Genomic DNA, 13,928 nt, shown 5'->3' on the forward strand with positions numbered 1-13,928 from the left:
TTGCGCTGTTAGGCGAAGGTGAAATCGCCAGTCACAAATGCTTCAGGGCGATAAACTGCTAGTGCTAAACGTTCTTCAGCACGGATAGTCACCATGTTGTTTTCAAAGTCTTTGTCGTTCTCGGTAGAGATTAGGACTTCAATATCCATACGGTCATAAATCTGTGCACCCATTTTGAATGCACCGACTAAGAACTCGTTTTGCACAATTGATTGGGTTTCAACTACAGGACGATTCCACAATGTTGGGGCAGTTTGGCCTTGTGGTTTACCGATTAAGTAATTTTTGTTGCTGTCTTTAAGCATCTCGATCACAGCCCAATCGATTGGGTTAAGTACGATACCGTCGGCAGCGTATTCAGCTAAAGCTGCTTGCAGTAAAGCTAATCGAATACGATCAATATGCTGCTCATCAACAACAGCGGCACCTGTTGGCTTAACGTAAGCACTAGCTTGCGGGATAATACCGTGCAGGTTAGCGCCAGTATTATTGCCATAAAGAAGCTGTAATTCTTCTTTAATCATTAATCCATATTCAGCGCGTGCATTGATGAAGCTTTGCAATTGTTTTGCGTCATCTAAAATCTGGCGACTAGCTTTAAACAGATGGGCAATGGTACGCACGCCTGCTTGCACTAGTCCAAAGGTAATCTCTGAATAGGGTTTGCCAGTGTTTTCCGCAACTGGTGCAGCGTTATTAGTAAAGCCAGTTTCCTTTACATATTCAACGCTGTTGCTTTCAGTTTCACCTGGGGCAATCAAATCACGAATAGTTAATCGGCGCTCTGGACCACCAATAATTCCCGCCATGCGATCAGGGCGAACTAATGCACCACCTGAACCTGTGGCGGAAGTAATGGCTGAACGTGGCATTTGTACACGACGGGTGCCACGAAATGAGCTGTTTACCCCTTCCATTTCTTTATCGGTCGCAACACGCTCACCGATCGACAGTTCACGTTCTTCTTGCTGACTTTGCGGTCCCTTAAGCAGCTTTTGCTCAGCTTCTTGCAAGCGAGCTTGCAAGGCACCCTGTTCTAACAGCAGCTTATCGACCTTATCGCGGGTTTCGGCATGCATTTCACCAGAAGCCTTGATCTGCTTATTGGTTTCTTCTGCCGCCGATTTAATTTGATCACCAATCTTGGTTAGATTGGCACCTAATTCTTCTACTTGTTTTTCAAAATTTGGGTTTGGCATAATCGCCTCCAGTTATTTAGATAAAATGGTGTTTGATGCGTTGATTAACGCAGTTAGATCGGGGGCGACAGCGTTTTGCGTATCGGACACATCAGCATTTAGCGTGATGCCGCCAGCAGCGCTCGGCGTACTGGACTTTAAATCTTGCAATAGTTGACGGCGCTCACTGCGCGGAACGCCTGCTTTTGCCATAGCGGCATCGACTTTTCGTAGTGAGTTCGCGCTGGTGTTGTCGGTTGATTCGCCAATTTCAGCAGCGGATAAGGTGCCAGCCGCAAAGCCAAGTTCTACGGCCTTTTTGCCGCGGATAAAGGTTTCTTCATCCATCATGGTTGCTATCGCTTTTTCACTCTGCCCACTGCCTTCAACATACAAATCGACCATGGCAGCATCGAATTCTTCCATGTCATCAGCAATGTTTCGCAATGCATGGCGGTTACCGATGGCAAATACCCAGCAGTTGTGGATCATCAGGAAGGCAGAGCTGGCGACAAAGCGCGCATCATCAGCACCAGCCATGTAAATGACGGATGCGGCAGAAGCTGCGAGGCCAAGCACTTTGGTGGTCACTTTGCCTTTGTGCTCAAGCAAGCGGTTATAAATGGCGATACCTTCGAACATATCGCCACCGGGAGAATTGATGTAGACGGTCACATCTTTATCTGCGCCGATACTGCGTAGCGCAGCATCTATACGCTTCAGTGTGACGCCTTCCCCATACCAGTCCTCGCCAATGATGCCGTAAACCGTAATGGTAGATTCAGTGTTTTCAACCGCGGCCTGAATCGCTGGGTTCCACAGCTCTTGCGCGCGCGGAGAAATATCGCAGCGCACTCCGCTCTGCGAGAAGCTTTTTGGAAATGGCATGGTTTACCCCTAGTTGTCTTGATTAAGCCAGCTATTTAATGCGGCTTGTACTTTTGCAGATTCAGATTGAGCACCCAGCTGATCAATGGGGGCTAAGTTGGTTTGAACAGTTAACACATCGGCGTTGCCGCCACGGCGCGGTAAGTTTTCTTTAACGCGGCAGTCGTCACGGGTATAAATGCCGTTTTGAGTCATTTTGCTGTAGAACTCTGCCCGTGATGCGCTATCGCCACGAAGTAGGGCTTCAAGGTTATATTGAGCGTACTGAGTTTGACGCTGTGCTGGAGTGAGCAAGTTGATGCTAATTGACTGCTCAATGCGGCGGATCCAAGATGATAACGTCAAGGTGACAAAGCCGATCATCTTTTGCTCTAACCCTGTGCCCCAATTGCTATCTTTACCACCAAAACCAATTAATGAAGGGTCCACTAAAAACCAGCGGCAGATTTCTTCTACGCTGTAGTTTCGCGACTCGAGTAACTGTGCATCAATCGGGTTGATGCCAATCAACTCAGGGGTAACACCTTGCTCAAGTACGGGGGATTTACCCGCGTTCATTGCGCCAGTGATGGTTTTTACATATTCGCGAAATTCCACACGTTGAGGTGCAGTCATTATCCGGTCAACTTTAAAGGCGACTGTCTTTGTCATACCATTTTTAAAGGTGTTAGCACTGACATCTTCGGCTGACATAGCGCCGCCAAACACATTGGCACCATAGGAAATAGTCGATAAGCCAATCAAGCCATCCAGCGAGAATGCGGGAATGTGCATCATGTTTTGCTTTTCGATTTGACGTTTTTTACCTTTTCTTGGCGTGTACCAATACACTAGGCTGCCGTTGTCGGCGAGATCGATATCCATGCGGTGTGGCATAAGGAAATCGAGCGCGATAATGTCAGCCCCTGAACGGTGGATCTCAATGAATGCATTGCCCTTTAGCAGTAAGGAGGCAATGACGGCCTCCCAAAACTGCATTGCTGTCATATCTGCATTTGGCTTAAGACTTAATACATTCGATAGGCTGCTTTGAACCTGTACTCTGCCGCCATCACTTTGGCGCTCGTATAACCCCAATGGCAGCATGGCAACGGTTTCAGCAATGCGGCGAACACAGGCCCAAACAGCTGCAAGCTGCAGGGCGGTATTCACATTAACCGTTTTGCCGCTTTTTGAGGTTGCCATTAATTGCGACCAAAAATCACCGTCTGTGAGCCTTAAGGTTTTACCCATAAAACTATCTAACGATGCAAATGGTTGGCTTGCCGCTTTCGCAATGACTGAACCTAATGAGTTGGTTGGTTTCACGCAGCCATTCCTTTACGTAAAAATGAGGCGCCAGCGAATGCAAACAATGAACCAGCTAGTAATGACCAGCCCAGCCCAAAAAGAATGTAAACGCCTGCGACAGCCAGTAATGAACCTGTGAGCGCTAGGGCAATGAATAGAGCAAGTGGTGTGTTCATTAGTAAATTGGGTCCCTTATCGCTGCTAACCAATCTTCGGTATCATCTATGCCATCTGACTCTAATGCCGTTCCCACTGCCATTGCGGCGGCGACTACGCCATCGATGCGGCCTGTGGATTTTTTCTTGGTAAAAATACGGTTGTCTTTGGCGTCGGCCTCAAGCACTGCGCTTGCTGCGTTCCACCTTAGGCATGGGTTGGTTTTGATTCTGATCTGCTTACTGGTGATCAGCTTTTCGAACTCTTCAATTGAGCGTGGCATCCAGAGGTTTGACTCTGATGCCTTGTAGTAACCTTGCCCATGCTTAACCAGCGGGATAAACACGTTTGCTTCTGTTAGCACTGGCGTTAAGTAGTTAATCCTGTATTGGTCGAAGCCGATGCATTTGATATCAAACTGGGCTGATAAGTCGGCGATGCGTTCGGCGACAAAGCTGTAGTCCACTGCATGCCCGGGTGGTGCATGGATAAAACCTTGCCTTAACCATGCTGAATACGGCACGTTATCTGTGCGTTCACGGTCAAGTAATGTGTCTTTTGGTGTCCAAAACTCGACTAATAAGGTCTTTAATTTAGGGAAATAGAGCCCTAATGCCGTTAAATCTCTGGTACCGGATAAGTCGAGTCCGCCGTAGCATTCTTCGCCGAAGAGTTCGCTGATATCAAAATCATCTTCACAATCTGTCCATGTGTCGGCTGATAGCCAAGGTGAGGCAGAATCTACCCACTGACAGAAGTTTAAGCGCCGAACGATGCTCTCTTTGGCTGGCATACCCTTGGCTTGGGTAACCTGTTCGCGCAGATATTTAAGCGTGAACGTGTGTCCTAGTGACGGGTTAGCTTTTTGCCAGCAGCTTTCATCATTGATTGGGTCGTCACCTTCATCGAGAGAACAGATAAAGGCGAAGAATGAATCATCTTCTTTGGTACCCGCACAAATGGCCTTGCCATATTCGTGGTATGAGTAACAAACGCTGGTGCGGTCGTGGCCTGAGTTGGTGATCATGAAGATCAGCGCTTGCTTGCGGCCTTTGGTGCCGGCGCGCATCATTTCAACGACGTTGTTATTCTTGTGTTCGTGAACTTCGTCAATCAGCGCCATGTGTGGACGTGGGCCTGATTGACCGTTGTCCGAACTTATTGGCCTAAAAAATGAGTTCTTTTTGAGATAGGCTAGGTTCCACACGTTTTGCGCGGTACCAGACGGTTTTAGCCTTGCACTAAGTTGCGGCGACTGCCTAAACATTGAAACTGCGTCGCGGAACAACACCATGGCCTGATCTTTTTTGGTCGCCGCGGCATAAATTTCGGCGCTTGCCTCGCCATCAGCGACTAAACCGTAAAGCCCGATTCCACCTGCTAGCGGTGATTTACCGGAACCCTTGCCGCTTTCGACATAACACATGCGGAATCGGCGGGTATGGTCGGCATCTTTCCAACCAAACAAGGAGCCCACGATAAAGGCTTGCCAATCTAGAAGATGGAACGGCTTACCTTCGTGATCTCCGCCACTTAAGCACAATACTTTTGGGAAAAAACTGATCGCACGGTTTGCTGCGGCTAAGTCAAAATAAAGGCCACGTTCGTGGCCTGTTTCTAAGTCTTTTAAATGCCGTTTACAGGCATTACGGATGTCTGGTCCCGCTAAGAACTCGCCTGATACAACTTGCTTGGCCCAACGAGTGACACGATCTTCTATATCATCCGAAGAATTCGTCGACTTCGTCTTTTTTCTTGGCGCCATCAGTTACCTGTACTTTGCTACGGGCTGATGGGGTTAGCCCAAATTCAACGAGATAGGCTCTAAAACGCCGATCGGCATCAGCCAGCATTTGCACGGCTGGGTTAGCCTTCATTAGCATTTGCTCGACTTGCGTAAATTCTTTGGTTTCTTCATCGATGTTTTCGCCGATGATTTTGATACTTTGGTAGGTTCGACCGTTTTGCTTAATTTCGTCTCTGAGCTCAAGGATTTCGGAGTAAACATCACATAAACGCTCAAGGGCCATTCCATCGGCAAGGGTAAGAACGCCCATGTCTTTAAGCAGTACGGTGAGTTTCTTCCATGCGGCTTTGGCTCTTGGGCTTAAGTGAGCTGGCATACGAGGTATACCGGCTTGCAATTTCGGCTCTTTTTTATTGAGTGGCCGCTTGCCTGGGTTGCCTGTAACTAGCTTGAGCGCAGTGGGGGTGGATTTTCTTCCTACTGCCACTTTTCACCTCAATACTTGTTCCAATGGTGGTTAGGGTCTGTAGGCTTGCCGCTTTCATCAGCGCCAGGCTTTACCCCTCTATTCTCCATTATTTTTTTAGTGCTATCGTGGCAAAGCTTACAAAGCGGTTGCCAGTTGTTGGTGTCCCAGAACAAGGCTTGATCACCTTGGTGTGGAATTTTGTGGTCCACGACTGTCGCGGCTGTGATCTTGCCTTTTTGTTCGCAGAAGCAACAAAGCGGGTGGCGACTTAAGAATGTTTCTCTGGCTTTTTGCCAGCGCCCACCATAACCACGTTCAGCGGTTTTACGCTTGTCATCACGCCAGCTAGGTTTTTGACTCATAGCTCATCGGAGCCATCTAAATAGCCTGATTTTTTTTCTTCTTCTGGCTCTGCGGCCATCATCTGATCAACGATTTCAAGATTACTATTTACCAGCTGACTGATCGCTGTGGTTTGGGCGTTAATTGCAGCGGTTAAGGCTTTCATTTGCTCAATTAAATCGTCGTGAGTACTTTGATTGATAACTGGCGGCTTGGTACTGCCCTGAAATGTTGGGTATGCCGCATTTAATGCAGTAACATCAACCCAATCAGCGGGTACCAATGGCACTAATGATTTTGCGCCATTGCCGCCATTACCAATATCAGATTCGACAGCTGGAACTGAAACGATAGCGCCATTGAAGATTACTACGACTTTATTCATTGCCGTCATCCATATTGATTACTTTTAAGTTGCCTTGCTTAATCGCGGCCATTCTCGCTTCGTGAAATTCTCGGTTTTGTTTTTTCTTTTCTCGCGAGAGACGAAATTGAACTACGAATAAAGCGATTGTTGATGCGATACCAAGCAACAACGCAATATTATTGAGTGACAAAAAGCCGCCTATTGCTGTTGAGATCGAAGCAATATAGCTTCCGGTTGTCGTAGCTTTATCCATAATTGGCGCCAATGGTTTGATATTCATTGTTAGCCTCCGATCACTCGGTAGACAGTTTTGATTTTTGCTCGTTAATCCAGTTTTCTAGTGCTAGCCAATCTCGGTCACACAATGAAATCACTTCAATCAACGAATTGGTGTATTCAGAAAGTTCTTGGTTTTTCTTGCTGGAATATCGTGGCGCTAGGCACTGGCTGATCAGTTCCTGTGGTGGAAAAACATACTTTATCTTGGTGACGGTAACGGTTCGCACATCTGGCTGAACGCTCGAGCACCCTATTAAGATCTGCAGGGATATCAGCAGAACCCCAAGACTTCGTTTTTTCATCACTGGCCCCGTTAAAAATTTGCTTCAATTCTTTATTACTTGCTGCAAATTCCTGCTTAATTTCATTTCGATCACGTTCTCGATCGCTTAATGCTTTCGCTAATAAGCTAAGGCTAGATAACAGGTTTTCTTTATCTTTTTCAGCAACTTCAAGCGAGTCTGAAACAGAGGTCAAATCCTTTTGCAAGTTTTCCCTTGATTGCTCTGATCTAGCCAAATCACTCTTTAACAGTGCTATTTGACCCTGATTTATCGTCAAAAACACACCTAAAGCCAGAATAGTAACGACCAGCAAACCGATAACTAACGCAATGATTTTATTCTTTAATGTACTGAACATTTTCAAGACCTTCCTGCGCCAGAAAAAAAGGTTTCATTTCGCGGTTTTGTATAAAGATGGGAGCGCACGGTCAGTTAGGCAAAAGCCCCAAGGTTTCGACCCGCCCCACCCCCACAGACAACGCCTCAACCGATTCATAGGCGTTGATTTCAGAGCCTTTACCGAATGATTTGACCGCTGGAATCATGAATTTAACTACTCCTGTAATCGCTTCTAATCGCGTTGTGTTGGATATTATTTAGAGTGAATCTACTTCAGTGAATCAATGCAGCGCTGATGCCGCTCTTGCACTCGAACCCAGACGCCATAACAGCGCTTGTTGCCAGGCGTTGAACAGTCATAGCCAGCGACTGTGCGATATTGAGGAAGCAGAAGCGCATCACATGCCTGTTGATATTCGCCTTTGATTACATGATCACGCATGGGTGAGTTAAACCATCGGCCAATGCCATACTGGTAAACCCAATCGATATAGAGATCGTAAGATGCTTGGTTAAGCTCGGTATTCGGTAAGCTATTGCGGAAGCGTTCCTCATCCTTTGAGATGTGAGCCTTAGCTGTTGTCAACGCATTAATAGGGGTGAATTTCTCACCAAGCTTTACTGGCCTGCCATCGGCGTGATACGTAGAACCAAAGCCGCCAGTCGGCCTATCTCCTTGCACCGGCACTGTAGCCAGTGGCGCAAACCCTTCTGAGGTGATCAAGGTAATGAATGCTGCAGCTGATAGGCTAAGGCCTGTGACTATCATCTTATTGCGCATTGAATTTGCCCCAAAAAAAAGCCCCAGCAGGTGCTGAGGCTTGAATAATCCAGAAGGTCTAGATAGCAAAAAGCCACCTGTTTGGTGGCTTTAGATGCTATAACCCGCATTGTTATAGCACAATAAAGGATTTGAATTACTAGGTCAATGTATACCTGCTAACTAGTTCAAAATTGCGTAAATGAAAAATTCCAACCATCTTCAATTGGTCTATCATACTTTAAATCCATTCCAACCTTTAAGGTATTCTCTACGGTATGTAGCTTTTCATCAAAAAGGACAAATCCATTTCTCTGAAAGCTATATCCGTATGTTTTTCCGGCGCCAACATTTCCAGTAAAAAAATATGGAACAGCAAGGCTACACTCTTTAGAACTGTTTTTCTCATAAACTATAGCCTGCCCTCCAATTATGCTGAGTAATCTATCTAAGTCTTTATTTCTAAATTTATCATCAATCCTACTTGGATTATAACTATACCTTTCATCTGTATAACTAAAATCCTGTTTTACATTTCCTAATTCACAAGCAATTTTTTGAAGTTCATTAAAGGCAATTCTATTAACTTCAAAATTTTTTTTCATTGTTTCAAATGTAGGTTCGCTTTCGCAGCCAACAAGAATCAGAAAAGATACTAACAACGGCCAACTTCCTAAAATAGTTTTCATTTTAGATACCTTATATTGAATTGAATACTATTTACTTGACAAGCATCGAGGCGGATAGCCTTTTTGAACTAACCACATTGCACATCCGCCGCCACCGCCACCGCCGCCCCAACCTGCACCACCGCCAGGGAATGTATTAACACCACCGCCACCGTTACCACCACCTTCCCCGCCTCCTACTCCTCCTGCGCCAGTATTATTTGTCCCATTAAGAGTTTGAGAATCTTGGCATGATGTCGAAGAAGTGTCTCCTTGGTTATTTTGATGTACTTCGTCGTAGTAACGAATTCCTCTCATAGTCTGTTCAGAGTCTCCAAAATTATCACCATCATTGGATATGAAATTGTAAACACCTTGTGGAAAGCCTGCCCAGCCTGAATCACTAATAGCTTGATAACCAGCAGAACCTCTAATTATAAAAGAGGACGGGAGACCCATAGCTCTTGCATTAGCACCATAAAGAAAATTCCCCATTTCTGCTGAACCTCCGTACTTGCTAGATAAATCATGAGCAACATCCAAAGCGCCTCCACCTCTATGCATTACATACATTCTAGCAAAAGCTGCTGATATTTGAGCACCAAGCGTATGAGTCTTATTAATTTCATTTTTCCATTGCCTAGATACTTTTAATACAGCATTTATATTTAACTCTTCATTTGTATTTCTATTTCTAGGCGCGGGTTCAGGTGGTCTATTAGCGTCTGTACATTGAGATGCTTCATTCATTGAGCCTGCAGAACTAGCCATATACAAGGGTAATGTGCCTACACTGTCAGAGTTATAGCACCCTTTACAAGGCTTAGTTGGTGGAATATTGGAGATTATTTTTCTAGATGCTAGCCCTATGTATATAGAAGTTTCACCACTAGTTGTATTTTCATCATGAATAACAAAATATCTATATTCTATATTTTGAGTCATAGGGGTCAATGTAACTAAAATCTCTGAACTATAATTTGTATTAAGTTTAGCATTAGTACTAACTCCAGCTGCAGACTGAGTTTTGTCTAAAATCACACTTCCGTTTGCACTTTGTATTTTTATCTTATAAGCAGCATCTTTATCAAGGCTTGGGTCTGCAACAAAATATGTTTTTTGTATATTAACATTTTTAAAGCTAATACATGCAGATTGATTTTGAGATTGCGTATACAACTCAATATTTGAGTTAGGGTTTAATACAATACAATTATTTGCAAATGCATTGAATGATAACATCACTGATGCAAAAACTAGAAAACTCCTTAATACTCTCATATTATTACAGAACTCCATTCTATTTAATACCCATAAAGTGAAGCACGAAAATATCACAAAAAACAGCAGTGTCAACAAATTTAATTAACATTTAAAATGGTATTGCCCATAATTTATAACAAATAGAATCCGGTATAATTCCGTATTGCATTTTTATTAATTCGATTAAGCACATCATTTTCGTATTAAACTTAATAACATTTAATCCTAGGCAAACAGCTCCAATTGGTTGTGTACTGTGGCGTCAGTAGCTCACGCCGCATTGCCCACTTTTGTTCGATACCCTGAGAGGCTAAGAACAAGGTATCACGGCCATAGCGTAAGTTAATGCCATCAAGTGTTTGCATCAAAGCTGGATCTGTTTTCGGCGCGTTAAATAAGTCGAATTGTTGATACTTGTCACAACTTAGATTAATGAGCCCAATGCCGATCTTGTAATACCTCACACCTTCTCTAAATAATTTAGGTGCAGCAGCTGTCATCGCTCTGGTCATTTCGACAGTGCAGTTAGTAGCACAGGGGAAGTGAACAATAGATTTAAAACTTGCAGTATGTTCGTCGTAAGGAGAATTGCTGGCGAACAGTAGCATTGATTTACAACTTGAGCCTTGCGCCCTTGCCTTGGATGCGGCAATTGCGACATGTTTACTCAAGGCCTGCAGGAGTGAATCAAAATCCATAATCCTTTCGCCAACTGAACGGGTGGAGAATATCTGTTGCTTATCTGCTCTGGCTTGGTCCCATTTTTTACATTCTTGTCCATTGAGTTCACGCACTGTGCGTTCAACCTCAATGCTGAATTGCTTTCTAGCAAGTCCTGCTGGCATTTTAGCAAGATCTAGCGCAGTGTTGATGTTCATTAACTCAAGCTTTTTACTAATCCGCCGACCAATTCCCCACACCTCACCAACGGGTGTTTGCTTTAAAATGGCTAGCCGTTCTGTCTCATTATCAATGACACAAACACCGCTATAACCCGGTAACTTTTTAGCTGCGTGGTTGGCAATTTTAGCCAGCGTAAGGCTAGCAGCAATGCCAACACATACAGGTAAGCAAGCCTCTTTCCATACTGCACGGCGGATTAACTGTCCTTGCGTCTTTAGGCACTGAATCGCTGGATAACAATGCTTGAAGGAAAGAAAGCTTTCATCGATAGAATACACATGTTGATCCGGTGCAAACCGACCAATAATCTCCATCATCTTTGACGATAGGTCGGCGTACAACTCGTAATTTGAAGAGCAAGCAATTACCCCGAGTTTCTGACACTGATCTTTTACTTGAAAGTAAGGCGCAAATTTAGGTATACCAGCTTCCTTGGCTTGCCTATTCGCGGCAACGATACATCCATCGTTGTTGCTTAGTACGATTATTGGCTTGCCACGCCAATCTGGTCGAAAGACTTGCTCTGCACTGCAGTAAAATGAGTTGGCATCAACTAAGGCATACATATTTGTGACGCCAATATAGAACAATGGGTGTGCAACCTAACAGACCGAGTTACAACCCCTTCAATACGGAAGTCATCGTAATCTTTAACCTCTACGGCTTGCTGTTGTTCATTAGATGATAAAAGCATTTTTCTGGCTTTATCATAGATTTTACACACGAACTCGCCGTTCAGCGTTGCAACGATAACGTTACCTTGTTGAGCTGTAACATGCCTGTCCACAATGAGTACGTCACCGTCAAAGATGCCAACGCCCTGCATCGAATCCCCCTGCGCTATACCAATGTAAGTAGCGCTAGGATGTTGCACTAAAAGCTCGTCCAGACTTAAACCTAGCTGTGTGTATTCTGCTGCAGGGCTTTCAAAGCCATGAACCCCAGCGTGTGCAGGTAAAGCTATAAAGGGCAAAACACGCATAAAAGCACCAAATCACTGTATATAATTACAGTGATTATAGCGCTTGAGTTGTGGTTAGCAAATTTTGAATGATTTAGTTATCAGTTAACTGATTATTGACGTCACTAAACATTGATAATGTCTACATGTCTAATCCTCAGTGACTATCGATATTTAGCTCTCAAAAATTTAAATTACATTAGATAGAGCTAAATCGAAGTTTATTTACAGCCTCTTCCTGCTTGCCCTAATGCCTGCAAAACTGTAGCCCTTAAGTTAGGGTGGAGTCGATAAATACTCATTATAGATTGCACTGCTTTATCACCACCTGCTTTACCTAAAGCTTTTAGTACTTCTTCTCTAAAATTCGGATGAAGAGTATAGATACGCATAATAGCTTCAACGGCATCATCACCACCCGCATACCCAAGAGAATCGATAACTTCAGCCCTATAATTAGGATTAGAAGTATAAATTTCGACAATTTCCTTTACTGCTAAATTCATGATTACCTTATGTTCAACTAAAAAATTGGTCACAATATTTAGCATATTGCTACTATTTAAACTAATTTTTTATATAAAAATCATACTGTAAATCAAATTTTATCTAAAAATGGAAGCGAACATTGTTAGCTTGGAAGCGGAATATGTAGCATACGCGAGTCAGATACAATAAGATCGTATCGAGCAATAAACAGCTTATATTTTGATGGATCATCATCGTATGATTGAATCCACCTGTTACAGGCCTGACCAAACTCATGAATTAAAGCCCGGTAGTCATAATATTTCGCATTACCTTCTTGCAACTTAACTTCATGCGGCATACTACCAACATAGGCGATTAACCGCTTGATGCTACCTTTTTGAACTTGGCGTGAATTTAAATTACTCATGTGTAAAAGCGAATTTCTATGCTCCCAAAGTTCTCTAGGAGTGAGATTGGTAGAAGTTAAGTCAGCATACTTATTTAACCACTTTACAAACGGGGTATCTTCTCCACTTTTACTTTCACCAAACTCGATGTAACCAATTGAATCAATAGCAACAAGCATCAACTTAATACTAGATACATAATAACCTGCTTGATACATTAATCTGAAAGGTTGAAAAAAATCATCGTTTATTAGTTCCGTGAAACGAAAAGCATTTCCTGTCATGTACTTATCCATCCAATCTACGCTCATATATGCTCCTGCAACTATCGCTTTATAAGGGTAAGAACGCCTCGCACTTTTAGCCCATCTCTAAGTATTTATCTCATGTGTGTTACATCAGACTTTTTCGAGACCGTGAAGCCCCTCCAGTAATTTCATGTTCATGTAGTTTGGGGAATCTAAAATTTTAAATTTTACTAAATCAGTAAGTAACTCTTGATACAAAACCTCTGAATTAAGTACAAATTGATGCAACTCACTCAGAGTAAATGTCACATCATCATTCCTTAACGAGCAAATTTTCTCTTCAAAAGAGTCTTCATAGAAGACTATCATCAAAGGGTTATGAGCGATTAAGTTTCTCTGCTTACCAAGTTCTTGAAGGCTTTTTAGATGTTTAGAAAATGACTGAAATTCTTCGCAATCGCCATATTTGTCTTTAGCTAAGTCAATAACTATATTTACCCTCTGATTAAGAGGTCCATTAACTAAATGATTTACAATCCTTTGTCCATCTAACCATTTGTTAATACAATCAATAGTTAACTTCTCCAAACAACCAAATGACAAAAATACCTTACCAATATTCAGAGCCCATTCATCATTTAGATCAACAATTTTCACAATAAAAACACCCGTAAATTAAACGCTTGATGGCGATAAAATTGGCAAGAACTATTTCCTTGACTATATAGCCAATTCATTTGTCTAAGGATATAGAACTTCAAGATTGCCATTAACTCTTTTTGTGTGAACTTTTCGACAACGGATGTTGTAAAATATTTCAACAAATTGTCGATTATAGTGAACTTTATTCTCCAAAGTAATAAAACTTGAACTATGCTGCTTTACTCATTAAATATCTTCCCTTTGTG

The 13,928-nt window shown here is 43.2% G+C and carries 18 protein-coding genes; all 18 read right to left on the minus strand.

The annotated features are described in order from the left end of the window. Positions 1–8: 8 nt before the first annotated feature. Positions 9–1,199 (minus strand): phage major capsid protein, encoded by a 1,191-nt coding sequence (locus HUB64_RS02920; protein ID WP_011789763.1) that lies wholly within the window; start codon positions 1,197–1,199, stop codon positions 9–11. Positions 1,200–1,211: 12 nt separating this feature from the next. After that, positions 1,212–2,066, minus strand: a complete 855-nt coding sequence (locus tag HUB64_RS02925; protein WP_012587923.1) for a head maturation protease, ClpP-related — start codon at positions 2,064–2,066, stop codon at positions 1,212–1,214. Positions 2,067–2,075: 9 nt separating this feature from the next. After that, entirely contained in the window at positions 2,076–3,374 is a 1,299-nt protein-coding gene (locus tag HUB64_RS02930) for a phage portal protein (protein ID WP_173496330.1), read from the minus strand. After that, positions 3,371–3,532 (minus strand): hypothetical protein, encoded by a 162-nt coding sequence (locus HUB64_RS02935; protein WP_173496331.1) that lies wholly within the window; start codon positions 3,530–3,532, stop codon positions 3,371–3,373. The genes HUB64_RS02930 and HUB64_RS02935 overlap by 4 nt, the downstream gene beginning before the upstream one ends. Further along, on the minus strand, positions 3,532–5,277 hold the full coding sequence (locus tag HUB64_RS02940) for a terminase large subunit (protein WP_217363078.1): 1,746 nt from the start codon (positions 5,275–5,277) through the stop codon (positions 3,532–3,534). Before HUB64_RS02940 ends, HUB64_RS02935 begins: the two co-directional genes overlap by 1 nt. Next, a complete protein-coding gene (locus tag HUB64_RS02945; RefSeq protein WP_173496332.1) occupies positions 5,234–5,746 on the minus strand; it encodes a phage terminase small subunit P27 family in 513 nt (170 codons plus the stop codon). The genes HUB64_RS02940 and HUB64_RS02945 overlap by 44 nt, the downstream gene beginning before the upstream one ends. 8 nt (positions 5,747–5,754) lie before the next feature. Then, the gene (locus tag HUB64_RS02950) at positions 5,755–6,090 is read right to left on the minus strand and encodes an HNH endonuclease (protein ID WP_173496333.1); all 336 of its coding nucleotides are present in this window, start codon (positions 6,088–6,090) and stop codon (positions 5,755–5,757) included. Continuing rightward, positions 6,087–6,455 carry a hypothetical protein gene (locus HUB64_RS02955; RefSeq protein WP_173496334.1) on the minus strand — a complete coding sequence of 123 codons (369 nt, stop codon included), beginning with the start codon at positions 6,453–6,455 and terminating at the stop codon, positions 6,087–6,089. The genes HUB64_RS02950 and HUB64_RS02955 overlap by 4 nt, the downstream gene beginning before the upstream one ends. After that, positions 6,448–6,717: an HP1 family phage holin gene (locus HUB64_RS02960; protein WP_012587930.1), complete on the minus strand. Its 270-nt coding sequence runs from the start codon at positions 6,715–6,717 to the stop codon at positions 6,448–6,450. The genes HUB64_RS02955 and HUB64_RS02960 overlap by 8 nt, the downstream gene beginning before the upstream one ends. Before the next feature lie 116 nt (positions 6,718–6,833). Then, positions 6,834–7,358: a hypothetical protein gene (locus tag HUB64_RS02965; protein WP_173496335.1), complete on the minus strand. Its 525-nt coding sequence runs from the start codon at positions 7,356–7,358 to the stop codon at positions 6,834–6,836. 249 nt (positions 7,359–7,607) lie between these two features. After that, a complete protein-coding gene (locus HUB64_RS02970) occupies positions 7,608–8,120 on the minus strand; it encodes a lysozyme (RefSeq protein ID WP_173496336.1) in 513 nt (170 codons plus the stop codon). Positions 8,121–8,287: 167 nt separating this feature from the next. Then, entirely contained in the window at positions 8,288–8,788 is a 501-nt protein-coding gene (locus HUB64_RS02975; protein ID WP_173496337.1) for a hypothetical protein, read from the minus strand. A gap of 27 nt (positions 8,789–8,815) precedes the next feature. Further along, a complete protein-coding gene (locus HUB64_RS02980; protein ID WP_173496338.1) occupies positions 8,816–10,066 on the minus strand; it encodes a polymorphic toxin type 44 domain-containing protein in 1,251 nt (416 codons plus the stop codon). Between the two features lie 173 nt (positions 10,067–10,239). Further along, a complete protein-coding gene (locus HUB64_RS02985) occupies positions 10,240–11,499 on the minus strand; it encodes a Y-family DNA polymerase (RefSeq protein ID WP_173496339.1) in 1,260 nt (419 codons plus the stop codon). Beyond that, a complete protein-coding gene (locus HUB64_RS02990) occupies positions 11,487–11,915 on the minus strand; it encodes a LexA family transcriptional regulator (RefSeq protein ID WP_173496340.1) in 429 nt (142 codons plus the stop codon). Before HUB64_RS02990 ends, HUB64_RS02985 begins: the two co-directional genes overlap by 13 nt. A 200-nt stretch (positions 11,916–12,115) precedes the next feature. Next, the gene (locus tag HUB64_RS02995) at positions 12,116–12,400 is read right to left on the minus strand and encodes a HEAT repeat domain-containing protein (protein WP_173496341.1); all 285 of its coding nucleotides are present in this window, start codon (positions 12,398–12,400) and stop codon (positions 12,116–12,118) included. Between the two features lie 125 nt (positions 12,401–12,525). Then, the gene (locus tag HUB64_RS03000; RefSeq protein WP_173496342.1) at positions 12,526–13,083 is read right to left on the minus strand and encodes a hypothetical protein; all 558 of its coding nucleotides are present in this window, start codon (positions 13,081–13,083) and stop codon (positions 12,526–12,528) included. An 87-nt stretch (positions 13,084–13,170) separates the two neighbouring features. Beyond that, positions 13,171–13,677 (minus strand): hypothetical protein, encoded by a 507-nt coding sequence (locus tag HUB64_RS03005; protein WP_173496343.1) that lies wholly within the window; start codon positions 13,675–13,677, stop codon positions 13,171–13,173. Positions 13,678–13,928 lie beyond the last annotated feature (251 nt).

The sequence above is a fragment of the Shewanella sp. ISTPL2 genome, assembly GCF_013283205.1.
Classification (GTDB): domain Bacteria; phylum Pseudomonadota; class Gammaproteobacteria; order Enterobacterales; family Shewanellaceae; genus Shewanella; species Shewanella oncorhynchi.